At 71.7% G+C, this 26,055-nt stretch carries 25 protein-coding genes and 4 pseudogenes; 13 read left to right on the plus strand and 16 right to left on the minus strand.

All coding sequences use genetic code 11. The annotated features are described in order from the left end of the window. Positions 1-5 precede the first annotated feature (5 nt). Genes BLV72_RS39940 through BLV72_RS39975 form a run of 8 tightly spaced genes read right to left on the minus strand, consistent with a single transcriptional unit; the run spans position 6 to position 7,699 of the window. The gene (locus BLV72_RS39940) at positions 6-788 is read right to left on the minus strand and encodes a class I SAM-dependent DNA methyltransferase (RefSeq protein WP_167746499.1); all 783 of its coding nucleotides are present in this window, start codon (positions 786-788) and stop codon (positions 6-8) included. Positions 789-843: 55 nt separating this feature from the next. Beyond that, positions 844-1,830, minus strand: a complete 987-nt coding sequence (locus tag BLV72_RS39945; protein WP_244321246.1) for an LLM class flavin-dependent oxidoreductase — start codon at positions 1,828-1,830, stop codon at positions 844-846. Further along, on the minus strand, positions 1,809-2,066 hold the full coding sequence (locus BLV72_RS39950) for a phosphopantetheine-binding protein (RefSeq protein ID WP_093468585.1): 258 nt from the start codon (positions 2,064-2,066) through the stop codon (positions 1,809-1,811). The genes BLV72_RS39945 and BLV72_RS39950 overlap by 22 nt, the downstream gene beginning before the upstream one ends. 46 nt (positions 2,067-2,112) lie before the next feature. Continuing rightward, the gene (locus BLV72_RS39955; RefSeq protein ID WP_093468586.1) at positions 2,113-3,117 is read right to left on the minus strand and encodes an aldose epimerase family protein; all 1,005 of its coding nucleotides are present in this window, start codon (positions 3,115-3,117) and stop codon (positions 2,113-2,115) included. After that, positions 3,117-3,683 carry a GNAT family N-acetyltransferase gene (locus tag BLV72_RS39960; RefSeq protein WP_208905889.1) on the minus strand — a complete coding sequence of 189 codons (567 nt, stop codon included), beginning with the start codon at positions 3,681-3,683 and terminating at the stop codon, positions 3,117-3,119. The genes BLV72_RS39955 and BLV72_RS39960 overlap by 1 nt, the downstream gene beginning before the upstream one ends. 3 nt (positions 3,684-3,686) lie before the next feature. Further along, complete coding sequence (locus BLV72_RS39965) at positions 3,687-5,288, minus strand: aldehyde dehydrogenase family protein (protein ID WP_244321247.1); 1,602 nt, start codon at positions 5,286-5,288, stop codon at positions 3,687-3,689. After that, the gene (locus tag BLV72_RS39970; protein WP_093468588.1) at positions 5,285-6,988 is read right to left on the minus strand and encodes a class I adenylate-forming enzyme family protein; all 1,704 of its coding nucleotides are present in this window, start codon (positions 6,986-6,988) and stop codon (positions 5,285-5,287) included. The genes BLV72_RS39965 and BLV72_RS39970 overlap by 4 nt, the downstream gene beginning before the upstream one ends. Positions 6,989-6,991: 3 nt before the next feature. Next, positions 6,992-7,699 carry a cupin domain-containing protein gene (locus BLV72_RS39975; RefSeq protein ID WP_167746500.1) on the minus strand — a complete coding sequence of 236 codons (708 nt, stop codon included), beginning with the start codon at positions 7,697-7,699 and terminating at the stop codon, positions 6,992-6,994. 215 nt (positions 7,700-7,914) lie between these two features. Between BLV72_RS39975 and BLV72_RS39980 the strand changes: the two genes are divergently transcribed. Next, positions 7,915-8,340, plus strand: a complete 426-nt coding sequence (locus BLV72_RS39980) for a hypothetical protein (protein WP_093468591.1) — start codon at positions 7,915-7,917, stop codon at positions 8,338-8,340. A 29-nt stretch (positions 8,341-8,369) separates the two neighbouring features. Here the strand turns inward: BLV72_RS39980 and BLV72_RS52250 are convergent. From BLV72_RS52250 to BLV72_RS40005, 5 genes and pseudogenes are all read right to left on the minus strand, one after another. Beyond that, positions 8,370-8,789: pseudogene (locus tag BLV72_RS52250) on the minus strand (SIS domain-containing protein); the annotation flags it as partial. Positions 8,790-8,863: 74 nt separating this feature from the next. After that, entirely contained in the window at positions 8,864-9,670 is an 807-nt protein-coding gene (locus BLV72_RS39990; RefSeq protein WP_093468593.1) for a BtpA/SgcQ family protein, read from the minus strand. Positions 9,671-9,673: 3 nt separating this feature from the next. Beyond that, on the minus strand, positions 9,674-11,245 hold the full coding sequence (locus BLV72_RS39995) for an aminotransferase class I/II-fold pyridoxal phosphate-dependent enzyme (protein ID WP_093468595.1): 1,572 nt from the start codon (positions 11,243-11,245) through the stop codon (positions 9,674-9,676). 53 nt (positions 11,246-11,298) lie between these two features. Next, a complete protein-coding gene (locus BLV72_RS40000; protein ID WP_093468596.1) occupies positions 11,299-12,216 on the minus strand; it encodes a TauD/TfdA family dioxygenase in 918 nt (305 codons plus the stop codon). Between the two features lie 19 nt (positions 12,217-12,235). Further along, positions 12,236-13,465, minus strand: a complete 1,230-nt coding sequence (locus BLV72_RS40005) for an MFS transporter (protein WP_093468598.1) — start codon at positions 13,463-13,465, stop codon at positions 12,236-12,238. Between the two features lie 374 nt (positions 13,466-13,839). On the opposite strand from BLV72_RS40005, the gene BLV72_RS40010 reads away from it, so the two are divergent. From BLV72_RS40010 to BLV72_RS40050, 9 genes are all read left to right on the plus strand, one after another. Then, positions 13,840-14,229, plus strand: coding sequence for an NUDIX domain-containing protein (locus tag BLV72_RS40010; protein ID WP_244321249.1), 390 nt, complete (start codon positions 13,840-13,842; stop codon positions 14,227-14,229). Positions 14,230-14,392: 163 nt separating this feature from the next. Continuing rightward, positions 14,393-15,460: a helix-turn-helix transcriptional regulator gene (locus tag BLV72_RS40015; protein WP_244321250.1), complete on the plus strand. Its 1,068-nt coding sequence runs from the start codon at positions 14,393-14,395 to the stop codon at positions 15,458-15,460. 400 nt (positions 15,461-15,860) lie between these two features. Continuing rightward, a complete protein-coding gene (locus BLV72_RS40020; protein WP_093468601.1) occupies positions 15,861-16,352 on the plus strand; it encodes a hypothetical protein in 492 nt (163 codons plus the stop codon). A gap of 222 nt (positions 16,353-16,574) precedes the next feature. Beyond that, positions 16,575-16,808, plus strand: coding sequence for a hypothetical protein (locus BLV72_RS40025; RefSeq protein ID WP_093468603.1), 234 nt, complete (start codon positions 16,575-16,577; stop codon positions 16,806-16,808). A gap of 43 nt (positions 16,809-16,851) precedes the next feature. Continuing rightward, positions 16,852-17,193 (plus strand): response regulator transcription factor, encoded by a 342-nt coding sequence (locus BLV72_RS40030; protein ID WP_244321251.1) that lies wholly within the window; start codon positions 16,852-16,854, stop codon positions 17,191-17,193. Between the two features lie 6 nt (positions 17,194-17,199). Further along, positions 17,200-18,516, plus strand: coding sequence for an AfsR/SARP family transcriptional regulator (locus tag BLV72_RS40035; protein WP_093468604.1), 1,317 nt, complete (start codon positions 17,200-17,202; stop codon positions 18,514-18,516). Then, positions 18,453-18,776: a hypothetical protein gene (locus BLV72_RS40040; protein ID WP_093468606.1), complete on the plus strand. Its 324-nt coding sequence runs from the start codon at positions 18,453-18,455 to the stop codon at positions 18,774-18,776. The genes BLV72_RS40035 and BLV72_RS40040 overlap by 64 nt, the downstream gene beginning before the upstream one ends. A gap of 200 nt (positions 18,777-18,976) precedes the next feature. Continuing rightward, positions 18,977-20,314 (plus strand): aldehyde dehydrogenase family protein, encoded by a 1,338-nt coding sequence (locus BLV72_RS40045; RefSeq protein WP_093468607.1) that lies wholly within the window; start codon positions 18,977-18,979, stop codon positions 20,312-20,314. Between the two features lie 34 nt (positions 20,315-20,348). Next, positions 20,349-21,164, plus strand: coding sequence for an alpha/beta fold hydrolase (locus BLV72_RS40050; RefSeq protein ID WP_093468609.1), 816 nt, complete (start codon positions 20,349-20,351; stop codon positions 21,162-21,164). Between the two features lie 56 nt (positions 21,165-21,220). Here the strand turns inward: BLV72_RS40050 and BLV72_RS40055 are convergent, their stop codons facing one another. Beyond that, the gene (locus BLV72_RS40055; protein WP_143059852.1) at positions 21,221-21,787 is read right to left on the minus strand and encodes a CGNR zinc finger domain-containing protein; all 567 of its coding nucleotides are present in this window, start codon (positions 21,785-21,787) and stop codon (positions 21,221-21,223) included. Between the two features lie 148 nt (positions 21,788-21,935). On the opposite strand from BLV72_RS40055, the gene BLV72_RS40060 reads away from it, so the two are divergent. Beyond that, a complete protein-coding gene (locus BLV72_RS40060; protein ID WP_093468612.1) occupies positions 21,936-23,045 on the plus strand; it encodes an SLAC1 family transporter in 1,110 nt (369 codons plus the stop codon). After that, positions 22,997-23,265: pseudogene (locus BLV72_RS50645) on the plus strand (hypothetical protein); the annotation flags it as partial. The gene BLV72_RS40060 and the pseudogene BLV72_RS50645, both read left to right, overlap by 49 nt. Positions 23,266-23,311: 46 nt before the next feature. On the opposite strand, the gene BLV72_RS40070 reads toward BLV72_RS50645, so the two are convergent. Together BLV72_RS40070 and BLV72_RS40075 are read right to left on the minus strand one after the other, a co-directional pair. Further along, the gene (locus tag BLV72_RS40070; RefSeq protein ID WP_093468614.1) at positions 23,312-24,163 is read right to left on the minus strand and encodes a putative RNA methyltransferase; all 852 of its coding nucleotides are present in this window, start codon (positions 24,161-24,163) and stop codon (positions 23,312-23,314) included. A gap of 121 nt (positions 24,164-24,284) precedes the next feature. Beyond that, positions 24,285-24,609 (minus strand): annotated as a pseudogene (locus BLV72_RS40075) (MmyB family transcriptional regulator); the annotation flags it as partial. 179 nt (positions 24,610-24,788) lie between these two features. Here BLV72_RS40075 and BLV72_RS40080 point away from each other — a divergent pair. Beyond that, a pseudogene (locus BLV72_RS40080) lies at positions 24,789-26,030 on the plus strand (glycoside hydrolase family 99 protein); the annotation flags it as partial. Between the last annotated feature and the right edge of the window lie 25 nt (positions 26,031-26,055).

The following is a 26,055-nucleotide window of genomic DNA, read 5'->3' on the forward strand; positions in this document are numbered from 1 at the left end:
GCCGGTCACTTCTCTTCGAGGGGCTTACGGGCGCGGTAGATGGTGCGGCAGGGGACGGGGGTCAGGGAGCACGAGCCCGAATCGCATTTGACGTAGCGCTGCTCGAAGTCGTGCTCGGCCGGGACGAGACCGGCCGCTTCCAGCGCCTCGGCCACCTCGGCGTCGTCGTACTCCCAGCTGCGCAGCGTCTGGTCCACCCGCTCGGCGGACATCCCCGTGCCGAAGACGCCGGAGACGCGCAGCATCCCCGTCCTCGCGCCGTCGTCCCAGACACCGCGCTTGACGATCACCGCTTCGGCGTCGTCGGTCAGGGTGACGTTGTTCCAGTGGCGGAAGTGCGATCCGGCGTAGAGGTCGAAGATGAACTCCCCGCCGGGCAGCAGCGCCTCGCGTACCGAGGTGAAGCACCGGGTCAGCTCCGCCACCGACCCCAGGTGGTTGAGGGCCCCGTCCAGGCTCACGCAGGCGGCGGCCGGGCGCGGGGTGCGGAAGGTCCTGGCGTCGGCCTCGATCAGCGTCAGCGCGCCACTTTCCACGGCGGGAGCGAGCTTCTTGCGCGCGATGTCCAGCATCGCGGCCGACCCGTCCACGCCGGTGGCCTGCCAGCCCGCCGCACAGAAGACGGACGCCGTCACCCCCGTGCCGCAACACAGGTCGATGACCGAACGCTCGGGCAGTCCCTGCCGGTCCAGGTGGTCGGCGAGCCGGGGCGAGAAGGTGTGGACCCATCCCGTGTAGCGGCTGTCGAAGAAGGTGGCGAAGCCGTCCGTGTAGTAGTAGTTCTCCATGGTGAGCCTCCGTGGGCCGCGGTGTGAGGGAAGGTGGTCGGTGGCGGCCGGCTGTTCAGCCGGCCGGGTGGGCGCGCAGCGCCGGGGCGACATGCCGGGCGAAGAGATCGAGGGTCTGCCAGTCGACCGGCGGGCGGGCACCGAGCAGGAAGTCGCGTACGCCCAGGTCCAGATAGGGCCGCAGCCGCTCCACGCACTGCTCGGGCGTGCCGAAGACCAGATACTCGGGCCACACCGGCGAATCGGGGCCCACCCGCTCCAGCAGCCGCTCCTTGCGCTCCAGCGCCTGCCGCTCGTCCTCGGCGAGGATCGCCCGGAATGTCACCGACTGGCGGATGGTCCCGGGGTCGCGGCCTACGACGGCGGCGTGTTCGGCCAGCTTCCGGACCTTGTGGCGGTAGGTGTCCGGGGTTCCGGCGAGGGTGTTCCAGATGTCGGCGTGTTCCGCGACGATCCGCAGCATCCGCCGCTCGCCCTCGCCACCGATCACCAGCGGCAGCCGCTGCTGCAGGGGGCGCGGCTGCAGATGGGCGTCCTCGAGGCGGAAGTGTTGTCCGGCGAACGTCGCGGGGCCGCCGGTCCACAGTGCCCGCATCACCCGGCACGCCTCGTCCAGCATGTCCAGCCGGGTCCCGGCACTCGGGAAGGGAATGCCGTACTGGCCGTAGGCCAGATCCGCACCGGCCGCGCCCATTCCGAACTCCAGCCGCCCGTCCGAGACATGGTCGATGGTGGCCGCGGCGGCCGCGGCCAGCGCCGGGTGCCGCCAGGTCACCGCCGAGACGAGCACGGCGCAGCGGATCCGGCTGGTGCGGGCCGCGAGCGCCGAGAGCAGCGACATGCCCTCGAAGCACGGGCCCGCCGGGCCGCCCATGGGCGGACGGAAGTGGTCGAAGAGGGACACCCAGTCGTAGCCGAGCTCCTCCGCCGTCCGCCACAGCTTCAGCGCTTCCGCGAAGGTCGTGTACTGCTGGCCCGAGTGGACACCGACCCGGACCGCGTCGCCATGGATCCGCATGGTCAGCCGGCCTGCGGTCCGCACAGCGAGCGGACCGTGTCGGTGAGGGTGCGGATGGTGCGGAACACCTCGGGGGTGACCGCGTCGTCGGGGAACCGGAAGGTGAAGGTCTCCTCCAGGTCCACGACCAGGCCCGCCACCCCCAGCGAGCTCACACCGAGGGACGACAGCTCGGCGTCCGGGTCCAGGGCGGTGGCCGGTGGCGGCGCCTCCGCGCGGCGCCGCACGGCCTCCGCCACGGAAACCATGAGTGGGTCCATGAACGCGTATACCTCCTGTGGATCGAGCCCGGTGGGCGGGTGCGGCTCAGTGGGCCGAGAAGTGATGAACGGTGCGATGGCGGTAGGTCTCGCCGGGGTCGAGGCGCACCGGGGGATAGTCGTCGCGGTTGGGCGCGTCCGGCATGGGGCCGGTTTCCAGGCAGATGCCGGACCGCCGCCGCCCGGCGAAGCCGTCGGCCGAGTACACCCCCACCGCGGGCTGGTCGGTGACCACGCGCAGGGTGCGCCCCGAGGCGGGGTCGTGCAACCGCGCCGCCCAGTCCGGGTCGTCCAGGACGAAGCAGTTGTCCAGCCGTAGCTCGCCCACCGGCTTGGGCTCACGGTGGTCCAGCGGGCCTCCGGTGATGTCGGCGGGCGGCCCGGGCAGGGGGATGAGCTGGTCGTCGAAGACCACCGCCCGGGTGGAGTTGAGCGCCAGCAGATGGCCGTCGATCCGCCCGGTGCCGGCCAGATTCCAGTAGGCGTGGTTGGTGAACCCCACGATGGTGCTCGCGGTGGTCGTGGCCGTGTACGCCAAGGTCAACGTCCCTTCGGGCGAGACCTGGTAGAGCACTTCGGCGGACAGCGCGCCCGGATAGCCCTGGTCGCCGTCCGGGCTGTCCAGGCGCAGCCGCAGCGACAGCACATCGCCCGAGCGCTCCGCCTCGGCCGCCCACACATACCGGTCGAAGCCGAGGTCTCCGCCGTGGATGTGGTGCTCGCCGTCATTGCGGTCGAGGTGGTACTCGATGCCGTCGAGCCGGAACCGGCCGCCCGCCACGCACCGGCAGTAACGGCCCACGGTGGAGCCGACATACGGATTGGCCGCGCGGTTCTCATAGCCGCCGAGGTCCGGAAGGCGCACCACCACATTGCCGGTACGGCCCTCCCGGTCGGGGACCAGGACCTCCACGAGCTGCGCCCCGTAGGTCCACACCACCACGGCCAGGCCCGCGCCGGTGTCCAGGGTGTAGGCGTCCACGTCGGTCGGCCCCTGCCCGCGGTGGCCCGCGGTGGTGCCGACCCTCTCGCGCCGTATCGTCGCCGCCATCAGCCCTCCCGGCCGGGGACGGGGGCCGCCGCGCGGAGGGTCTTCTGCAGATGGACGCGGCGGCTGCCGCCCGCATCCCCGAGCGTGGGCCCGTACTGCCGGAACCCCAGGACGTCCAGCAGCGCCCGGGTGTCCGTGAGGTCCGGATTGGCCTCCGAGCGTAGTACGTCCGCACCGGCCCGCTCCGCCTCCTCGATGGCGTGGCGTAGACACCGCAGCCCCACCAGCGACCCTTCGCCGAGCCACTCGGGCGCCACGGCCAGCCGGGAGAGGTGAATCGGCCGCTCGGCGCGGGGGAACACCCCCTCGTCCACGGTGAACGGCGGATCCCAGGTCAGGGTGAACATCCCGGCGGGGTGTGCGCCGTGGCGCAGCAGACGCACCGCGCCGGACCGCACCCGGCGTTCGGTGGTCTCCGGGCGGCGCCGGGGCGCCGGGGTGCCGGAGGCGGTCGCCTGGTGGGCGTCGCACGCGCACAGCAGTGCGTGCGCCTCCCGCGGGTCCTGGCTCACCTCCCACCGCCATGTGGCCGTCGTCCGCTCGGCCGGGAACCGGGTCTCCGCCATCGCTCAGCCCCTGCCCACGCGTACGGTCACGGTCTTGGGGCGCTGGTACTCGGTGAGCGCCAGCACGCTCATGTCCGTGCCGTGCCCCGAGCCGCCACGTCCGCCGTGGGGCAGTTCCGCGGTCTGTTCCAGGCAGCAGTTGACCCACACCTCCCCGGCGTTCAGCCCTCCGGCCAGCTCCAGGGCGGTGTCCGTACGGGTGCCCCAGACGCTCGCGGCGAGGGCCTGCGGCACCGAGTTGGCCAGGGCCAGGGCCTCGTCGTGGTCGTCCGCCGCCTGCACCGTGAGCACCGGCGCGAACACCTCCTCCAGCACCGCCGGATCGTCCGGGGGCAGATCGGCGAGGATGCGGCCGGGCCGCCAGTGGCCGCCCTCCTCGCCCGGGGGCGGCGCGAGCGGGGCGATGTGCTCGATGCCCGCCGCGCTCTGCCCGATGATCCGGTCGTGACGGGCCGCCTGGTCCGCGTTGTTGAGCGGGCCGAAGTGGACACCGGCGCGCCGGTCGGCCATCGCCTTGGCCAGCCCCTCGACGGTCTCCAGGTAGTTCTCCCGGAGGGTGATGACGCGGGCGGGGGCGGCGCAGCTCTGCCCGGCGTTGTACGTGGCGGCCCGCACCAGCGCCTCAAAGGTGTCCGGCGGAGCGTCCGGCAGTACCAGCGCCGGGCAGTTGCCGCCGAGCTCCAGGCTGACACGGCGCAGTCCGGCACGGGTGACGATGTCGCGGCCGCCCGCCTCGCTGCCGGTGAACGCCACCGCGTCGACGTCGCTGTCCACCAGCAGACGGCCGGTGTCGCGGTCGCCCGGCACCGCCAGCAGGACACCGGGACCCAGCGTCGCCGCCGCGTCCCGCGCCAGCAGCAGCGCGGTGTCCGGGGTGGTCAGCGCGGGCTTGAGGACCACGGTGTTGCCGGTGGCCAGCGCGGGCCCGATGCGCCACGCGGCCATCATCAACGGATAGTTCCAGGGCACGATCACCCCGATGACACCCAGCGGCTCCCACCGCACCCAGCTCTCCCGGCCGGGCAGATAGTGCCCGCCCGCCGGAGCGACGTCCGCGCGCACCGCGCCCGCGTAGAAGCGCAGCAGATCGGCGCAGTTCTCGACCTCGCCCGCCGCCTCGGCGGCTGGCTTGCCGGTGCCCGCCCGCTCGGCCGCGACGTACTCGGCGGACCGCTCCTCGATCAGGTCGGCGAGGCGGAGCAGCCGGCGCGCCCGGACACGGGGCGCGAGCGCGGCCCAGGCGGGCGCGGCGGCGCGGGACTCGGCCACCGCGGCGGCCACCTCCGGCTCGCCGCCCAGCGCGATCCGGCGCCGCTCGTGTCCGGTGCGGGGGTCGGTCAGCACCGTCTCGGCGACGGCGGGGCCCAGCTTGCCCGCCACGAACGCGGCGATGCGCTCGACGGTGCGGAAGCGGTCCTGGGACAGGTCGGCGGCCGTCACACCGATGCCGAATTCCTTCTCCATCGCCATGAACAGATTCATGAAGCCGATGGAGTCGAGCAGACCGGACTCGATCAGATCGGCCCCGGGCGGTGGCGGCTCGATCTGGAGGACCGTACACAGCAGGTCCGTGACGCGGGATGTCATCCCGGAGGGGGTGTTCATGGGGTACTCCTGGGGCTGGGCAGGGGGAATGCTGGGGCCGGGTGCGGCCGGCCGTCCGTGGCGCCGTCCCGTGCCGTGGCGGCCAGCCGTTCGGCCAGCTCCCGGCGCAGGACCTTGCCGGTCCGGGTCCTCGGGATGGCGTCGAACGGCACCACACGGCGTGGCAGCACCGCGGGCCGGAACGCCGCGGCCAGCGCGGGCAGCACATCGGGAGGGCCGTCGGCACCGGGGGCCGGCACGACCGCCGCCACGATCTCCTCGCCCAGGAAGCGGTGCGGAAGCGCGACACACGCGGCGTCCCGGACCCGGGGCACCGCGCGCAGCACCCGGTCCATCTCGTCCAGGGAGACGGTCTCTCCGCCGACCTTGGCGATGTTCTTGCGGCGCCCGGTGACCACGACGAAGGGCTCGGCGCGGTCCGGGTCGGTGACCTCCATCCCCAGGTCCTGGGTGTGGAACCAGCCGCCCGCGAACGCCTCGCCGGTCGCGGCCGGGTTGGCCTCGTAGCGGGACATCACATTGTGGCCGCGCACACAGATCTCTCCCACCTGCCCGGGGACCGCCCGCTCGCCCTCCGGGGTCAGCACCGCCACCTCGTTGCCGAACAGGGCCGTGCCGATCGACGGGATGTCGGTGTCGAGCATCAGCCGCCGGTAGGCGTCCTCGGACAGATCGGCCGGCATCGTGGTGGAGAAGTTGACCGTCTCGGTCAGCCCGTAGCCCTGGAGCACCCGGGCACCGAACCGGTCCCACACCGCCCGCGCGGTGCGCGTGGTCAGCGGTGCGGCGGCCGAGACGAAGTACCCGAAATCGTCGGGGAGTTGAGGCGACCGCCACGTTTCCAGCAGCGCCTCCAGCACACTGGGGACGACGCTGGCGATCCGCGGCCGGAACCGCTGGAGCAGCCGGGGATAGCGCAGCGGATCGAAGCCGTCCGCGAGCAGCACATGGGCACCGGCCGCCAGGACGCCGAGGACGGTGAAGTGCAGACCGTTGACATGGTGGACGGGAAGGCAGCCGAGCAGCCGGTCACCGGGGCGCAGCCCGTGGTGGCGGCCGAGCGCCTCCGCGTTCACGGCGGCGTTGTAGTGGGACTGGGCGACCAGTTTGGAGGCCGCGGTGGACCCCGAGGTGGCGAAGAACAGGGCGTCCTGGTCCGGGTCGATCTCCGGGCCGCCGAGGTCGTCCTGCGGCTCCTCCAGGGTCCGCGGATCGGGGAGGACGACCGCCTCCGGCAGCGCCTCGGCGGGCACCGACGGCGGCCGCAGAACCACCTGTGCCCCCGCTGCCTCGGTCTGCTGCCGTCGCCGGTCGGCGGGGTCCTGCGGGCCGAGCAGCAGCAGCGGGCAGTCCGCCCGCAGCACCGCGAGGACGGCCACGATCGAGGCCGGGTCGTTGACCGGGGCCAGGGCCACGGTGCGCCCGGCCGCCACCTGGAGCTCGGCGCGCAGCCATCGGGCCAGGCGCCGGCTCAGCAGCTCGGCCTCGCCGTAGCTGAGCGTGGTGAGCTCACCGTCGTCCGCCACGGTCGTCAGGAAGGGGGCCCCGCCCCGGGTCCTGGCGTGGTGCGCGAGCCAGGACACCAGGGTGGGGTGCGGCGTCAGCCGGTCCTCGAAGGGGATGCCGCGGTAGGTGTGGGCCATCGCGGCGTCGGTGGCCGCGGCTGTGGACACCTCATCGGCGCTGGTTGGCGAGGCCATCGCTCACCCGAACCGGTGGGGGGAGTGGGTGCAGCCCTTCGCCGCGAGCTCCTCGCCGGTGGTCGCCCGGATGTCGCAGATCCGGCAGGTGATCTCCCCGAACTCGCTCAACAGCGCCGCATAGGCGGTGAGCTCCTGCCGGTCCAGGCTGTCGAGGCGGCGGTGTGGCGCGCCCACGGACAGGATCATGTGGTCGCTGACCGCGCCCACCGCGTGGGTGATGGCCCCCTGGACCATGTACACCTGACCGGGGCGGGTCTGCACGATCTCCCCGGCCACCGCGATCGTCCCGGTGCCCGCGAGCACGAACAGCAGATGGTCCCCGGGGTGGGTGTGGGGCGCGAAACCACTGCCCGCCGGGACATGGAGGATGTCGGCTCCCACATGGCCGCTGGACACCAGGGAGTGGCCGGTGGCGTCGGCGGTCTTCGTCACCTTCGTCGGGCCGGGCTCGACGGTGATGCCGAGCTGCTGTGTCGTGCCGTCCAGGCCGAGGTCCTCGGCCCAGTCGCAGATCAGCAGGGGGCCGGGCGGTGTTCCGGGCGCCTCCGGGCGCTCCTCGGCGGGCAGCTCGTCGGCCTTGGCACGGCCGAACACCGAGAGCAGTTCGAGCGATTTCGCCCTGCGCTCCGCGGGGTCGAGGTCGTGCAACTCCTCCGTCAGGAGGGAGATGATTTGCTGGGTGGACAGGTCGTCCGTAGTCCGGGTCACGGTGTCTCTCCGCGGTCTTGGGGGTGGTCGGGATCGGACGGGGCAGGTCGGCCAGGAACGGCGCCCGTCCCAGGTGTTGGGCGAGATGGCAGGAAAGAGGGGCGGCGAACACGTGGTAGAGGAGGGGCGAGAACTCCTCCCGTACGTGTCCGGTCACCGGCAGCGCGGCCCAGCCGCCCCGGGTGATCGCGGGGTCGTCCTCGGGCGCGACGGTGATGACACGCCGCCCGAGCGCCGCCGCCTTCGCGGCCACCTGGGCGGCGTGCCGGTACGAGCGCCCCGGCGCGGCCACCACGATCACCGGCGACTCGGGTGGGCGGGCGAACCGCTCGACATGGCACCACTCCTCCAGGTCCTGCCCGGTGGCGAAGACGCCGGAGGTCTCGATCACCTTGGCGGCCGCGAAGAGCGCGGTGCCGTGGCAGGGGCCGCTGCCGAGCACACTGAGCACGGCCGCGTCGGCGATGCGCTCGGCGGTCTCACGGCACCGGGCCCTGGCCGCCTCGGCGGTCGCCTCGATCGGTCCGGCCAGTGCGGTCAGCTCGCCCCGCAGCGCGTCCGCCTCCGGCCCGCTGAGGCGCCCGCGCAGCTCGCCCAGCCGGATGGCGATCAGCAGCAGGCCCAGCAGGCTGGCCTGGTAGGTGCGTACGCCCGGCGACCGCTCGGTGTCCGGCAGGGTGACCAGGAGCGCACCGTCGGCCGCCCGCGCCACCGGGCTGTCGGGCGTCGCGGTGACCGCGATGGCGTGCGCCCCGCCGTCACGGGCCAGCTCGGCCGACCGCACGACGAGCGGTGTGCGGCCCGAGGCGGAGACCGTGAGCGTCAGTTCCGTACGCGGCGGGCGGCCGTCGGACGTGGGGTGGTCGTACTCCACGAAGCGCAGCGCGTTCACCGGACGGCAGTCCACCCCCGCCAGCGAGGCGAAGGCCATCCGCACCGCGCACGCCGCGTGGTACGAGTCGCCGTCGCCCACGATGCTGACGGTGTCCACCGCCGCCCACCGCGCGGGCAGCAGGGTGCGCACCTGCTCGTCGAAGGGCCCGGTCCGCGCGCGCAGGTCCGCGGCGAGAGCCTCGACCTGACGCAGCATCACCCGCGGGTCCAAAGGCGGCGGTGGCGCCTGGATTCCGGCGCCGGCCGGTGTGTTCGGTTCGCTCCGGCCGCTCACCGCTCCAGCCTCCGTACGATGCCGACGTACTCCGCCACCCGGTCGCGGTCGATCTCGCCGCCCCAGCCGTCGCGCTCCAGGCAGGTGCCCACGAACGCCCCGTCCGCCGCGGCCATCAGCCGTGCCGCGTTCTCGTGCCGGGTGTGCCCGGCCAGGATCACGGGCAGGCCGGGGGCGGCCTCGCGGACGGACGCGATCATGTCCAGCGCGGTGTCCTCGTCCGGGTGGCACAGCGACACCGCGTCGGCGCCGACGGCCCGCGCCGCCCGCGCCACCTCGGCGGTGGTCTTCTGCCCGTCGAACCACCGGAAGTGCATCGAGTCGATCTCGGCGATGATCTGGATGTGTTCGGCGCCGATCCGGCGGCGGTACTCCATCACCCGCAGCGGATCGGCCCGCACCATGCCGTGTGCGGTGAGGGTCTGCCCCACCAGGGCGCCGGCGCGGATGTAGCCGCCGCCCGCGACCTTCGCCACCGCCAGGGACGCCGTGAGGGCGTTGCGCATGAGCTGTACGCCGATGTGGAACCGCTCATCGGTCGCCTCGGCCACCGCGCGCGTGATCAGGCCCATCGCCACCGTGCGCGCCGGGTCGGACTCCTCGTCCACGGTGTAGACCCGGTCCACCGTCTGGATCAGGCAGCCGTCCGCCCCGCCCTCGTACAGCGCCCGCGCGGACCGGACCGCGGTGTCGAGCGTGCGGCCGAAGGAACCGTCCTCGTGAAAGGGGGTACCGGGCAGCGGTGACAGATGCACCATGCCGAGGACCAGTTTGCGGCCGCCCGCGGTCAACCATCCGTCCATGCCTCAGCCTCCGAATCCAGGGGCGGCGTGCGAGCGCAGCCGGTCGAAGGCGGCGGACAGCTCGTCCCAGGGCCGCGCCGTGGTGACCCTGACGACGCCGCCGGAGAGGCAGAAGGTGAGGATTCCGGGGAACACCGAGACGCCGGTCTCCCGCAGGACGTCGCGGAAACATCGGTAGGAATCGTCCCAACCGGGCAGCTCCACCGCGGTGTTGATGGAAAATCGCGGCGGAAGCACCCGGCCGGGGATCTCCGACAGCCGTACGGTGGCCGCGTCCCTCAGGACGGTCAGATCCTCGGCCCGGCGCAGCCGCTCGGCGCGGTAGCCGCGGTAGGCGTTGCGCAGCCGTGCCAGGTCGATGTCGTAGGAGGACTCGAACTCCTTGGCCTCGGCCGGCCCCGGTGTCTCGACCCCGGTGATGAGCCACCGCTCCAGGCGGGCCAGCACCTCGATGGTCGTGTAGAAGAACGAGGGCGGGCCACCGAAGGAGGACGACGCGTACTCGTAATACTCGTCGATGAACGCCGGGTCGGCGAGGAACCACCCGGCCTTCAGCCCCGGCGCCGACCAGGTCTTGGACAGGCTGGACACCCGCACCACCTGGGGCGCGGCGCGGTCCGCGGAGCGCTTCTCGTAGTCCCCGAGCCACTCATGGCACTCGTCCAGCACGATGACCGTGGAGGGGGAGGCGGCGCGGATCAGCCGGACGAGATCGGCCTCGGCCACGGCGGCGCCGGTCGGATTGCCCACCGTCTGCAGCATCACCATCGGGGTGTCCGGGGTGAGGGCGGCGATCAGCGGTTCGAGGGAGGTCTGGCCGTCCTGGGAGACCAGGGGCACCAGCTGGACGTCGTGCCGGCGGGCGATCGTCTCCACCAGGGGCGGATAGTTGGGGATCGCGCACAGCGCCGGTGAGGGGGAGCGCGGTCCGCCGTGCAGCACGAAGTCCGCGAGCGTGCTGATGGCGAAGGTGCCGCCCATGGTGATGGCCACGTTCTCGGTGCCGTAGCGCGCCCCCTGGATGCGGGCGTTCTCGTACGCGGCGATCGCCTCGCGGGCCGGGACACGTCCGCGCGAGTCGGAGTAGCCGTACCAGTCCCGGTCCAGGGCGTAGCGGATGCACTCCTTCAGGCTCTGCGGCAGCCCCCACCGCTCCTCGTCGATCGACCCGCTGGAGAGGATGTAGCGGGCGTTGTCCCGCAGCTCGCCGTAGAGGTCGTCACGGAAGAACCAGTTGAAGAGCTCCTTGACGAACCGCACGGTGGCGCGGGAGGAGAGCACCTCCTCGGGTTCGACGGACCGGCGCGGCCTGCTGGCCCGCCAGGTCTCGGCGAGCGCCGGGCGCAGGGCGTTGCCGCCGAGCTCGTGCTCGACCCGTCCCAGCCACAGGTTCCGCAGCTCCAGGGCGTCGTGGGGGTCGCGGGCCCGGGCGTAGACCTCCAGCACACGATGGTCGACGGCGGGTGAGAAGACATCACGGATGCCACCGGGGTGCGGTGGACGCGCCGCGGTCTCGCGCGCGTCCGGCGGGGCGTGACACGGACGCGGAGACGGTACGGATTCGAAGAGTTTCATGCGTTTCCCCGAGTGGGCCGCCCCTGTGGGCGAGCGTGAACGGATGGCATGGGCTACACGACGCGCAGGCGCTTGAGATGCCGGAGCCGGGCCTCGGGCGTGGCCGAACCGCTGGTTCTCCCGTGGAAGAAGTAGGTGTTGTCGATGACGACGAGAAGCCCGCGCCGCCACTGGAGCCCTTGCGCGTGCTCGGGCGCGTACATCGCCACCAAGAGCTCGCGGAGCGCGTCGCCCACGGCTGTGGCGTCCTCCTGCGGCCCCTCGTAGGACCACTGGAGCTCATCGGCGAGGAAGTCGCGGAGGGAGAACACCCAGCGGTCCCCGACCTGCCGGGCGATCGTGGGAACACCGGGGCGGTCGCGGTACCGGGTCCGGGAGAGCACGGCCAGGGTCTCCGGTGCCAGCCGGCGGGCCACCTCCCGCATCGGCACCAGCACCGTCCTGGCGCCCTGCGACGCGTCCCCGGGGGCCAGGCACATCAGCACGATGTAGCGGGGCTGCCGCTCGACGGGGGCGCCGCTGCTCTCGGTGTGCAGCGAGAGGTAGTTGCCGGCGAAGGGCTGCAGGGCCACGTCGTCGGTGCGGGCGTGCTCGCTGCGCAGATTGAGGATCACCTCCTCCTCCACGTACGGCGCGACCGCCGGATCCCGTTCGGGCATGGCGGTGCCCAGGAACGCGCCGAGCGCGGTGAACCGGTCGTTGGGCAGCGGCTCATCGAGTTGGATCGCGGCCAGGCCACGGCTCCACAGCTGCTCGGACACCTCCTCGTGGAGGGCGTCGGACGGCCCGGATGCCAGGTCCGGGCGGGGCCGGCCGGTGACATCGGCCGGTGCGGTGCCGTTTCCCAGCAGCCGCTCGCGCAGCGGGACGTGCGGATCGGCCGCGTCGGCCAGAAAGGCGCCGTGGGCGGGCCCGTCCCCGGCGTTCGGCACCGGGGGCCGGACGGGAGAGAGGGACGTTCGATGTTCCATCGCAGTGCTCCTTGGGGGGTCAGCCGCTGTGCGCCGGCTGTGGGGCGCGGGTGCGCTCGGCCCAGCCGACGACCGGCTTCATGGCCAGGCCCGCGAGGACGAACAGGCCGCCGAGCAGCAGCCAGCCGAGGGCACCGCCCCGGAGGACGGTGGCGGTGAGGAAGGTGGGGGCGATCATGACCGAGGCGGCGTATCCGGAGAAGAAGAACCCCTGGTACTGCCCCTGCTTGTCCGGTGGCGCGAGGTCGAACCCGATGACCCAGGCGCCGGCCGACAGCACCATCTCGCCGTACACATGCACGGCGCCGGCCAGCAGCAGGAAGACCACGGCCATGGCCACGCCGTCCGCCGCCGACGCCGCGAACAGGGCGCAGGCGGCGCACAGGACGAAACCGGCCTGCCGGACGGCCCGTACCGCGAGTGGAATCTCCGTCACCCGCTTGGCGATCCGCACCTGGAACGCCACCACGTTCGCCGTGTTGAGCAGGAACAGGGCCGTCACCATCCAGCGCGGCGCGTCCGTGTGCCCGGCGATCCACAGCGGCACCACGATCTCCAGCAGCACCGCATGCAGGGACAGCACCGCGCTCAAGGCCGTGACCAGGGCGAAGGGCCGGTCGCGCAGGACGGCGAGCCGGGGCTGCCCGGGACCGTCCGCCGCCGTGGCCACCGGCGCCATCTTCGGCAGCGCGGTCAGCACGGCCGCGGCCACGAAGAAGGACAGGGCGTCCAGCACCAGGACGGTACGGAACGCGGCCGGGGTGTCCAGCTGCAGCGCGATGCCCGCGAAGCCGGCGCCCACCGCCACCCCCACATTGGTGATCGCCCGCAGATGGGCTCGGGTCTCCACCAGGTCCTCGCCCCGCAGCGTGCTCGCGATGGCCGTCTGGAGTGCCGCCCGGCCGCCCCGCTCCATCACCACGAACAGACAGGCCGCCAGGGTGAATTGGGCGAAGGAGCCGACGACGAGATAGCCGGCCGCCGCCAGTCCGTTGAGGGCGATCAGCAGTGCCGCCGTTTCGCGTCCTCCGCGGCGGTCGGCGATATGTCCCAGGGGAACTCCGGCGAACAGCCCCACCGCTCCGGCGATGGTCAGCCCCAGCCCCAATTGAGCCACGGAAATGCCGACCACAGTGGTGAAATAAAGCGCCGAACACGTCATGAAGGCGCCGTGCCCCATGGTGATGAAGAGAGTCGCCAAGGCCAGAACGCGTCCCGGCCCCGAAGCGGGGAGAAGTCGATTCAGCACGCCGACAACTGTAGAGATCGGGCGGAATTCGCAGGGAACTGTGAACGCCCGGGGCGCGGTTGGGAAAATGACCGCTCAATGACCGGAGCTTTCCCCGGACATCGGTCCCTCCCGGCGCGGTGGGGCCGGGCGGAGCGGGCCAGGTCGCGGGCATCCCCGCCGGTATGGAGCCCCGCTTGTTGTATCTTGCCTGCTGCCGTACGCCGAGGAAGCGGAGGGGGAGGCTCATGGGTTACACACGCGGACGCCGCGTCACACACTGTCCCTACTGCGGTACCGCTAGCGCCGAGGGCGCCGGATGGCCGCGGGACTGCTCCGGCTGCGGTGAGACCCAATGGCGCAACCCGCTGCCCGCCGCGGTGGTCCTACAGCCCGTGGCAACGTTGTCCGGCCGGCTCGGAGTGGTCGTGGTGCGCCGCGCGATCGAGCCCGCCATGGGGCAACTGGCGCTGCCCGGAGGCTATGTGGAGGTCGGCGAGACCTGGCGGCAGGGCGCCGTACGGGAACTGCGGGAGGAAACCGGCCTGGCGGCCGATCCGGAGCAGGTCCGCCTCTTCGATGTGCACTCCACCCGGGACACCCTCGAGGTCTTCGCCCTGCTCCCGGTGCGCGACGCCGGCACCCTGCCCGAGCCCGCGCCGATGCCCGAGACGGCCGGATGGCAGGTCCTCGACACGCCGGTCACGCTGGCGTTCGACGGCCATACGACGGCCGTGGCCGCACTCCTGGGTACGGCCCTGCCCAGCGGTACGGGGCCCCGGTGAACCCCTCCGCGGCGATGGCCGTCTCTCTCTCCAAAGCCCTTCTGACAGGACCAGTGGTAGAAGAGAAAAGAAACAAAATGCTGCTGAGACACCGGCCGTCCGATGTTGGATTCCCGTCCGATTGCTCGTCGTTACGACTCGTCGACGGACGAGGGGAGAGCTTGTGAACCCGCTCCTCCAGCCCACCGCTTGCGGCTCCTCGTATGTGAGTGACGCCGAAGCCGAGCTGTATTCCTGCATCCTGAGATTCCAGCAGGTGACCCGAGAATTCCTGGGCACCTTAGCCGAGCTGGAAATGTCCGAGGAAGAGCTCGACGCGGGGCTCCGCCGGCTGACGGAACTGGGCCTGCTGCGCTCCCACTCCACGGACCCGGCTCTCCTGGTGCCCGTCGACCCCGACCTGGCCGCCGCCGCGCTCACCGCCCCGATCCAGGAGTCCCTCCAGGAGCGGCGGCGCCAACTGGACCAGATCCACGTCGAGTTCGGACGGCTGCGGGCACACTTCCTCGAAGGCAGGCGCTTCGACACCGGCAGCATCGAGGTGATCGGGCATCTGGACGAGGTCCGCGCCGCCTTGAACCGTGCCTCCAACGAGTGCCAGGAAGAGGTGCTGAGCAGCCAGCCGGGCGGCGGGCGGGCTCCGGAGGTCTTGGAGGAGGCGATCAGCCGTGACACGGCGCTGCTCGCCCGGGGGGTGCGCATGCGCACGCTCTACAACCACACGGCCCGGTTCAACGCGCCGAGTCAGGCATACGTGGCCGTCATGTCCGGCCTGGGCGCCGAATACCGGACCGTCCACGATCCGTTCGGCCGGCTGATCGTCTTCGACCGGGACCTGGCGTTCGTCCCCGACCGGGAGGGGAGCCTGGGGGCGGTGATGGTACGCGAGCCGTCCCTCGTCCGCTATCTGTGCTCGGTCTTCGAGAACGCGTGGGCCCATGCCCGGCCCTTCTCGGACGCCGCCGCCGACGGCCTCGAATCCGTGGCGAAAGAGCTGGACGGAACGATTCTCCGCCTGCTGGCGGCAGGCTACAAGGATGAGGCGATCGGCCGCAGACTGGGGATGTCGCTGCGCACCACGCGCAAGCATGTCGCCGACATCATGGACACTCTCGGTGCGGTGAGCCGATTCCAGGCCGGAGTCCTCGCCGCCCGTGCCGGTCTGCTGGATCACGACGAGAGCGAAGACGAGAGCAAACCGGGCACCGGTGTGCGGGAGGCCGCCGGGTAGCCGGCGCCGGTCTGCCATCAGCGCGTCAACGGGGGTGCGAGGCCGCGACGGCGGATACCGTCGCGGCCTCAGGTGTTTCGGCGGAGCCCGTTTCGGTGGGGCCGTTTCGGCGGAGTCCGCTTCCGCGGGGGCCCGTTTCGGCGGGGCGGGTCTGTCACGTCGGCGCGGGACCGTCGGAAAGGGACTGGCATACCGCACCACCGGCGGGGAGGATGGGCCTCGCCTGCGCGGGGGGTTGTTCCGCAGACACAGACTTCGGGCGGCCCGGACGGGCCGCTCCACGTCGTCAGCTGCCCATGCCTGCCGTGTGATCGGTGCTCGATCACCTCGGAGAGCGCTTGTGTCGTCCGTTGCCGGTGGCGGTCACGAGGTGCGACCTTTCGAGAGCGAAGGGCAAGGGTTGTCCGATATCAACTGGGACCTCTTCCTCCGTGACATGGCGCTGTGCCTCTCGACCTACCAGGACAGGGGCCCCGCGGTGGTATGGCCCGAGCGCGCTCACTCCGTCCTCCCGGACCTTTACGCCACGTACGGCAGGGAACCGGCGGACAGGGAGTGGCGGCCCGCGCCCCCCGGCACCGGCGCGCACCAACTGGCCGCCGATCTGGCCCATGTCATGGGCTACCCCGTCGAGGCCTACGAACGGCTGCTTCCCGCCGGGGCGGTGCTCCCCCTAGGGCGCGTCGGCGCCGACGTCCTGCTCTTCCCGCTCCGTGGCGGAGTGCGCTGCCGCGTCGAGAACGACGGCCGTGCGGACCACCACAGCGGGGGAGTCGAACTACGGCTGCGCGCGGGGGAGATGTGCTACGTCCCCGCACGCCACTCCTGCACGCTCTCCGAAGCCGTCGCCCCGTGCGAGCTGCTGCTGCTGGTGCTCCACGCCACCCCATGACCACCCGCCCATGGGGGCGGTCAGGCGCCGCGGATGGCCCCGCATGGCGAAACCGGACATCCGAAGAGTTCCGTTGTGTCCCTTATGATCCCCCCTCGTTTTGTTGCCCGACACCTTGGTGAGCGGCGGAACGCGTGGTGCGCGGGCCGGGCCCCCGCCATGATCGAACCATCCAGCCCAGGGCCGAATTTCCGCACCGGATCTCTTCAACCGGAGGCCACCATGCGCACGTTGTTCCTCACCGCCGTCATGACCGCGATCGCCGCACCGGCCCTCTCGCTCTTCGTGGGCGCGGCCGCGCAGTCGGCGCACGACCGTGCCGGAACCGGCACACGGGGCCTTCACCCGCTCGCCGTCGCCGGGACGACCCTGACGGTGGGGAGCGGCTCCCACTCGCCCGAGGGCGACGACACCGGCTGGGGCTTCTACGGCAGGGCTCTGCCGACGAACCGATGATGGGGCGGTGCCGTATCTCATGTCCGGCTTACGGGGCCATGGGGTGAGACGGCCCGACGAACGCGCGGTGGGCTCGTCCGAAGCCGCAGCCGCCTCCGGCGCTGCCGAGCACGCCGGACGGCCCGGCCGCCAACCGCTGGAACTGCTCAGCGACCGCGAACGCGAGGTTCTGGACCGCGTCCTGGAAGGGCACACCTATCCCTCCGTGGCGCGTGCCCTGGGCCTCAGTCCGCACACCGTCGACACGTATATGCGACGCATCCGGGCCAAGACGGGGGCCACCCATCGCATGCAACTGCTGCGGCTGGCGATGGCCGACGCCCTGGAGACGGGTTCGGGGGACACGGGGGACACACGGGGACACGCACATCCAGACAGAAGGTGAGGTTCCGTGGACTTCCACTTGCTCGGCCCCCTTGAGGTGCTCGATGACGGGGCACCGGTGCCGCTCGGCGGGGTCATCAAGCGAGGGGCGCTCGCCCATCTGCTCATCCACGCCAACAGCGTGGTGGCCACGAGCAGGCTGCTGGGCGCCCTGTGGCCCGGCGACACCCCGCTCACCGCCCGGAAGATGCTGCAGAACGCGGTCCGGGACCTGCGCCGGACGCTGTCCTGCGAACCCGGCTCCGAAGGCCGGGCGGTGCTGGTGACCGACGCCCCGGGGTACCGGCTGCGGGTGGATCCCGACGCCGTCGATCTGCTCCGCTTCCGGCGGGCGGTGGAGCGCGGACACGCCGAGGTGGCCGCCGGCTCCTACGAGTCGGCCGCGCGGGTGCTGCGGGAGGCCCTGGGACTGTGGCGCGGGCCCGCGCTCGCGGACCTCGTCGAGGACGGCCTCGTCTGGCCGGAGCTGGCCGCGTGGGAGAACAGCCGGCTCAACGCGCTGGAAGACCTCTTCGAGGCCGAGCTGGCATGCGGCCGTCACCACGCGGTTCTCGGGGAGCTGCAGTCGGTGGCCGCAGCCGAGCCGACGCGCGAGCGCCTGAGCTGTCAGCTCATGCTGGCCCTCTACCGCTGCGGCCGGCAGACCGAAGCGCTCGCCGCCTACCGCCACCGCCGCGTCGAGCTGGTCGAGCGGTACGGCCTCGAGCCCACCCGCGAGATGCAGAAGCTGGAGCGGGCGATCCTCGCCCACGCGCCGGAGCTCGACCCTCCGTCCCCGCCCGCGCTGGGCGATGTGACGCCCCTCCCCAGGGCCGACGTTCCCAGGGCCGACCTCCCGAGGACCGACCTCCCCAGGGCCGACACGGCGCGGGAGACCGCGGCCCAGAGCAGGGCGGGGCTCACCGCGGTGGGCGGGCGGGCCACCCGGCCACGGCGGCTGAACGAGTCCACGGTGGAACACAAGCGGATCAGCCTCGTATGGGTGCGCCATGCCCTGGAGGGCCACGGCCACGATCCGTCGAGCGTCCAGGAGGCGTTGCGGGAGGCCGAGCGGGTCGTCCGCGAGGAGGCCGTACGGTTCGGCGGGACCATGGCGCATGCGGCCGGGCCGGTCCTCTCGGCGCTGTTCGGCCACCCCGAGACGGGTGAGGACGACGCGGCCCGGGCGGTACGGGCGGCGTTCGCGATGCGCGACCGCTTCGCCGGCCGCGGCGCCGGACCCGCGCCGATGGGCCCGGCCCCGCGTGTCTCCATGTCGCCGTGGTCACCGGAGACGCCTATCTGCTGTTCCGGCCGGGAGAGCCGGACTCCGCCCCGCGGGTGATGGGGGAGGCGGCGGACCGGTGTTTCCGGATGCTGGCGCTCGCCCCGCAGGGGCAGGTGCGGGTGTGCGAGGTCACCCGCCGCGCGAGCGAGCCGGACATCGCCTACCGCGTCGGCCCGGAACCCCCCGATGGGTGGGAGGCCGTCCAGGTCCGCGGGCAACGGCACGCCACGGAGGGCCGCCGTACGGCCGGACCCCTGGACTGGACGGCCCGGCCGGCTCCGGAACCCGAGGAGATCCCGGCCCACGCCGTGCTGTGACACCCGGGGCGCGGCGACGGTGGTGGCGAGGGCCTCGCCCGGTCGGGGCGGGACCTGTGCATGGTCTATCGACAATAGACAATTACACGCCTGTGGGCGCGTGTGCTATAACGTAAGCGTCTAAACATGAAAGACGCTTACGTCGATATCCAGCACACCCTGCCGCGGGCCGGGCCCCATTCCACAGAACGGGATGCCCCATGACCACCACCTACCCCGCCCTGACCGAGACCGACGCCGCCGCCCTCGTGGCGCGGCTGCGGGAGACCCACCGCAGCGGCCGCACCAAGTCTCTCGCCTGGCGCCGCGAGCAACTCACCCGGCTGCGCGCGCTGCTGACGGAGAACCGCGCGGCCATCGCCGACGCCCTCTGGGCCGATCTGCGCAAGAACCCCGCCGAGGTCGACCGCGCGGAGATCGACATCACGGTGCTCGAGATCGACGACTACCTCGAGCATCTGGAGGAGTGGCTCGCCCCGCAGCCCGCGGAGGTCACCGTCTCCCATCTGCCGGAGGGGACCACGGCCCGCACCGAGCTCGACCCCCTCGGTGTCGCCCTGGTCCTCTCGGCCTGGAACTATCCGATCTATCTGCTGCTGACCCCCGTCGCCGCCGCGCTGGCGGCCGGCAACGCGGTGGTCATCAAGCCCTCCGAGCTCGCCGAGCAGACCTCCGCGCTGCTGGCCCGGCTCCTTCCGGACTACCTCGACACCGAGGCCACCGCCGTGGTCGAGGGCGGTGTCGCCCAGACGACGTCGCTGCTGGCCCAGCGCTTCGACCACGTCTTCTATACCGGCAACGGCACCGTGGGCCGGATCGTGATGCGCGCGGCGGCCGAGCATCTGACCCCCGTCACCCTCGAACTCGGCGGCAAGTCACCGGTTTTCGTCGACCGTGACGCCGACCTCGCCACGGTCGCCGCACGCATCGCGTCCACCAAGTTCTCCAATGCCGGACAGACCTGCGTCGCCCCCGACTACGTCCTCACCGACCCGGACACCGCCGAGGCGCTGGCGGTCGCACTGACCCAGGCGATCGAGCAGCTCTACGGAAGCGACCCGCAAGCCGCCGACCACTACGGACGCATCGTCAACGAGCGCCACTTCGACCGCCTGACCGCGCTGCTCGGCTCCGGCCGCACCGTGACCGGCGGACAGAGCGACCGCGCCGAGAAGTACATCGCCCCGACCGTGCTGCTGGACGTGAAGCCCGACGAGCCGGTGATGCGGGAGGAGATCTTCGGCCCCATCCTGCCGATCCTTACCGTCTCCGACCTCACCGAGGCCATCGCCTTCATCAACGAGCGCGACAAGCCGCTCGCGCTCTACGCCTTCACCGAGAACGACACCACCCGGGCCCGGCTGATCGCCGAAACCTCCTCGGGCGCCGTCAACTTCGGCTTCCCGGTCTTCCATCTGACCGTGCCGACCCTGCCGTTCGGCGGCGTCGGGGAGAGCGGCATGGGCAGCTACCACGGCCGCTACTCGCTGGAGACGTTCAGTCACCGCAAGGCGGTCCTCGACGTCCCGCTGAGCTGACCCACTCATCCACAGTGCGCAGGAGAACGAGGACATGAGCGAGATCAAGACCTGGTTCCGGCGGATCGACGGACTCTCCATCCGGTACGCCGAGAGCGACACGCCCCATGACCGCGAGGCGCTGCTGCTGAGCCCGTGGCCGGAGAGCCTGTACGCCTACGACGCGACCTGGTCGCGGCTGGCCGACCACGCTCATCTGGTCGCGGTGGACCTGCCGGGGTTCGGGCAGTCCGAGCTCCGGGAGGACCTGCTGTCCCCCCAGGCGATGGGCGAGTTCATCGTGCGGATCGCCGACGCGTTCGGGCTGGCGAAGCCGCATGTGGTGGGCCCGGACATCGGCACCAGCGCGGTGCTGTTCGCCGCGGCCCGGCACCCGGACCGGTTCCGCAGCGCGGTCGTGGGCGCCGGCGGGGCGGCGGTCCCGCTGCAGTTGGGGGGTGTGCTGGACGAGTGGGTGCACGCCGAGGACCTGGCTCCGTACCGGGCCATGGGTCCCAAGGACGTCGTGACCGTCGCCATGGACACCATCGAGGGCTACGAGCTGCCGGAGGTGGTCCGCGAGGACTACCTCGCCTCCTATATGGGCGAGCGGTTCGCCGACCAGATGCCGTACGTCCGGGCGTATCCCACCGAGCTGCCGGTCCTGGGCGACCTGCTGTCCGGGATCCAGACGCCGGTGCAGATCATCGCCGGCCGCAAGGACACGGTGGTGCCGGTGGTGAACGCCGAGTACCTGCACGAGCGCCTGCCGAACAGCAGGCTCGACCTCATCGATGTGGGCCACTTCGTCTGGGAGGAAGGCGCGGAGGACTACGCCAAGGCGGTCACCGGCTGGTGGCAGGCGAACTGACCCTTCCCGGCCGACTGACCTTCCCGGTAAGGAAGTTGGCGAAACCCGGCCCGGAATCAGCTTCCGGGTCGGGTCTTCCTCCGGGCGCGGTACGCGGCCACGTTGCTCTTGTTGCCACAGACCTCGTACGAGTGCCAGCGCTGGGTGCGGCTGCGCGTGGTGTCGTAGAACACGTGGCTGCAGAGCTCGTTGGCGCAGATGCGGAGACGGGGCCAGGTGCCGTCGGAGACGAGTTCCGCCACCGCCAGGGTGATGCCGCCCACCACGGGGTCGCCGCCCACCTGCCGCAGCCGCACCGTCCCGGGCTCCGAGAAATCCTGCCGCAGGGTGACGGCGGACGCCCGCTCGGCGAGCTGCGCCCAGCCGGGGGCCGCCTCGGCGCTGTCCGGCGCGGACGCGATATCCATCAGGGTCGTGCGCAGCCCGCGGACCTTGGCGATGCGCTGCGGTGATGGCACCTCCGCCGCGGGCTGGCCGAACGGGCGCAGGACGGCGCTCGCCGTCTCCGGGGTCTGGAGCGTGTCCGGAAAACCGGGTCCGTGCGGCCGGGAGTTGAGCAGGTCCACCATCGCCGCCGCGGTCGCGGGAATCCGCCGCGCTGAGTCCGATTCTTCTCTGGCCACCCAGCCATTCTAGCACATGGTCTATCGGCGAATGGGGCTTACATCCCGGTGGTCGCGCATGCTATAAGTAAGCGCCTAAAGTAAAACACTCATTACAAGCATCCCTTGCAAGATCACCTTCTGAGATCACACCTCGAGGACACAGCTCATGATTGCCAAGAACGGCTCGGGCCTCCGGCCGGAGCGGGGCCAGGGCCCGCCGATCCTGTCCGTCCCCGCCGCCTCGGCCGGATCCGCGCCGTCCGCGGCTCCCGCCTCCCATGGCTCGCGAAGCGCGCGCATCAGCCTGCTGGCGATCTCGCTGGGCTCCGCGGGCCTGGGTGGAGCCTGGCAGGCGGCGACCTCCGTCGCCTCGGCCTGGATCCAGATCAGCGATGTGCTCTTCGTGATCAGCGGACTGGTCTGGGTCGTGCTCCTGGCCGCGTATGTGCGGCACGGCGGAGCCCGGTGGCACAACCTGCGCGAGGATCTGCGCCACCCGGGCCAGGGGTTCGCCCTCGCATACGTCCCCATCATCGGCATGCTGATCACCGGTCACTTCTCGCGCTTCGGCGAGGAGGGCGCCCGCTGGGCCTACGCCGTCTTCATGGTGGCGGCCGCGCTGGTCGCCGCCCGGCTGCTCGCCCACTGGTTCACCGGTGCGCTCAGCGAGACCACCCTGCACCCCGGCTATCTGCTGCCGGTCTCCTCCGCGCCGTTCATCGGGAGCATCACCGCGTCGACGCTGCAGCTGCCCGAGATCGCGGCAGCGGCCTTCGCCGTGGGGGTTCTGTACTGGCTGGCCTTCGGCACGGTCATCCTCGGCAGCCTGGTCGCCGGCAGTCCGCTTCCGCCGCCGGCCCGGCCCACCCTCACCGTCCTGGTCATCCCGCCCGCCGTCGGCAGCAACGCCTGGCTCGCCGCCCACGGGGGCCGTCTGGACGGGGTCGGCTACGGATTCTCCGGCATCCTGTTCTTCACCCTCGTCCTGGTCGCCTTCATGCTTCCGACCATCCGCGAGCGGTCCTTCCACACCGGGCTGTGGATCTACAGCTTTCCGGTGGCCGCCACCTCGAACTTCCTGGTGCGCTGGACGTACGCGGCGGACGTGCCGGGCCGGGAGATCATCGTCTGGGCGCTGCTGGCGGTGGCGAGCGGTGGCTTCCTCCTCCTGGGCGTCGCGACGCTCGTCCACGGTGGCCGGCACTGGCGCCTGCGGGCCGGGAACCCGGTCCCGCCTTCGACCCCGCCCGGCGCAAGGACCGGCTGCGTTTCCTGATCGCCGTACGCGGCGCGGACGGCCATCGCGCGCTGCTGTCCTGGGCCGAGATCGACCCGGACTTCGGCCGTGCCGCGTCCTGCTCGCGGTCACCATCGACGGCACCCCGCTCGACCGCGCGGGCCCGCAGCTCGTCCTGTCCCAGGACCGCTGCGGCGCCCGGTACATCAGCGGCATCGGGGCGATCCGGGTGGACGGCGGATACACCGTCTGGACCTGACGGCGCCGCGCGGAGCCCGGCGGGCCGGGGCGTCTTCGCGGTGGTGTCAGACCAGCGGACGGTATGCGGTGAGCGTGACGGACAGCGTCACCTCACAGGGCTCGGGCAGCAGCGCGACGCGCTCCTTCAGCCGCTCGCCCTGCTGGTGCCAGGCGTTGGGCCCCATCCCCACCAGTTGCGGCACGGCCTGGTGGTCCAGCGTCATGGTGCTCCGCGAACGCTCCCGGGCCACCTCGGTGAAATGCGCCGAGAAGCGGTCCGCCAGCCGCTCGTCCTTCTGCTCGTCCACCCGCAGCAGCCCCAGGGCCTCCACCAGTTCCCGTAGGTGCTCCGGCCGGGGCGTCACCACCAGCAGCACACCCTCAGGGCGCAGCATCCGTCGCAGTTCGGCCGGATTGCGCGGGGCGAAGACGTTGAGGACCACCGACGCGGCCCCGTCGGCGAACGGCAGCTCGTCCCAGGCGTCGGCCACCACCGCGCTGATCCGGGGATGCGCCCGAGCGGCCCGGCGGGCGGCGAACTTGGAGATGTCGAGCAGGACGCCCTCAAAGCCCGGGAACTCCGACATCACCCGGGCAAGGTGGTAGCCCGTGCCACCGCCGATGTCCACGACGCAGCCGGGATCCCCGCCCGTCGGCGCCGGTGCCGTCTCGCGCGCCAGCGCGGCCAGCGCCCCGGCGATCGGTGCGAAGTGACCGGCGGCCAGGAAGTCCGCGCGGGCCGCCACCATCTCGGCGGTGTCCGCGCTGAACTTGGCGGCCCCGCGCAGCAGATTCACATATCCCTGCTTCGCCACGTCGAAGCTGTGCCCCTGGGAACACCGCAGGGCGCCCTCGGCCATCGTCAAAGCGCCGGAACAGTAGGGGCAGCGAAGGTATCGAACCGCCTCTTTCCGCATGGTGTCCCCCGTGCCGCCGTTGTCCTGACAGGAGCTCAGCCTATGCACATCTCGGCGGGGCGGTGCGGCCGGGTCAGTCGGCCGGTGACGCCGACAGGTGCTGGTCGGCGGCCCAGGAGGCGAGGATGCGGACATAGTTCCGGTGCTTTTCCGGAACCGGCCCGAAGTCGGTGATGAGCGCCGCCGCGGTGGAATTCCACGCGATGACGTCCGAGCGCCACCCCATGACGACGGCAGGGGTGGCGGTGAGGTCGTCGAGCAGCCCTGCTCCAGGCGGGTGTAGTAGTCGGGGGAGATGGCCGCAGCTGGGCGACCTCTTCCCGGCGCAGACCCGCCACCCGGCGCGGGCCCGCGCTGTCGGGCAGCCCGACGGTGCGGGGGCTGAGCTCGGCCCGGCGGGCCTGCAGGAATTCGCCCAGTTGGTCGAGGTGTGCGTCGGGACTCATGGTTCCCAGTGTGGCATCCTTGATCGCCGAATGCGGGAATGACGCATAAACGACGAAAAGCGCTTCCGCCTGAATTCGGCTAACCGTCCATTAAATTGCGGAATCATGAATGCGTGATTACGATCCGCCGCAGCGAGCACCCCCACTCAAGCCGCTCACTGCCGGAAAGGCAGGCCCTCATGGGTATGTCACGCCGCCATCTCATCGGTTCCGCGCTCGGCGCCACGGCGCTCGGTGCCCTGGGCGCCGCCAGGCTGACGACGGGCACCGCCACCGCGGCCGGCCCGCCCGGCGACGTCGTCGGCAAGGTCACCGTCGGCTACCAGGGCTGGTTCGCCTGCGCGGGGGACGGCGCCCCGATCAACGGCTGGTGGCACTGGGCCGCCGATATGTCCCGGCCGCCGTCGCCGGACAACACGGGCATTCACAGCTGGCCGGATATGCGCGAGTACACCAAGGGCTACCGGACCGACTACGGCAACCTCAACGACGGCCGGCCCGCCACCTTGTTCTCCTCCTACGACCAGCAGACCGTCGACACCCACTTCCGCTGGATGCAGCAGTACGCCATCGACACCGCCGCCCTCCAGCGCTTCAACCCCTTCAGCCCCGAGGGACCGACGCGCGACGCCATGGCCACCAAGGTCCGCTCGGCGGCGGAGAAGTACGGCCGGAAGTTCTACATCATGTACGACGCCACCGGCTGGCTCGACATGAAGAGCCAGATGAAGCAGGACTGGACCGACAAGATGAAGGCCCATACGTCGTCCTCCGCCTACGCCAGACAGAATGGCAAACCGGTGGTGGGCATCTGGGGCTTCGGCTTCAACGAGGCCAACAAGCCCTGGTCGGCCGCGGACTGCCTGGACGTCGTCAACTGGTTCAAGTCCCAGGGCTGTTATGTGATGGGCGGGGTTCCCACCCACTGGCGGTCCGGCAACGAGGACTCGCGCCCCGGCTACCTCGGCGTCTACCACGCCTTCCATATGCTCTCACCGTGGATGGTGGGACGCATCGGCAACATCGGCGACACCGACCGCTTCTTCTCCGGCGTCAACACCCCGGACCAGGCCGACTGCAACGCCAACGGGATCGACTACCAGCCCTGTGTGCTCCCCGGGGACACCCAGTCGCGGCAGCGCGCACACGGCGACTTCATGTGGCGGCAGTTCTACAACATGGTGCGGGTGGGCGCGCAGGGCATCTACATCTCCATGTTCGACGAGTACAACGAGGGCAACCAGATAGCCAAGACGGCGGAGAACGCGTCGATGGTCCCGGCCGGTTCGGGGATCTGGGCGCTCGACGAGGACGGCACCGTCTGTTCCTCGGACTACTACCTCCGCCTCACCGGAGACGGGGGCCGGATGCTCAAGAAGCAGATCGCGCTGACTCCCGACCGGCCCACGAAACCGGTCGTCTAGCGCGGTTCGCCGGGGCCCGGCC

The sequence above is a fragment of the Streptomyces melanosporofaciens genome (assembly GCF_900105695.1).
In the GTDB taxonomy this organism is placed as follows: domain Bacteria; phylum Actinomycetota; class Actinomycetes; order Streptomycetales; family Streptomycetaceae; genus Streptomyces; species Streptomyces antimycoticus.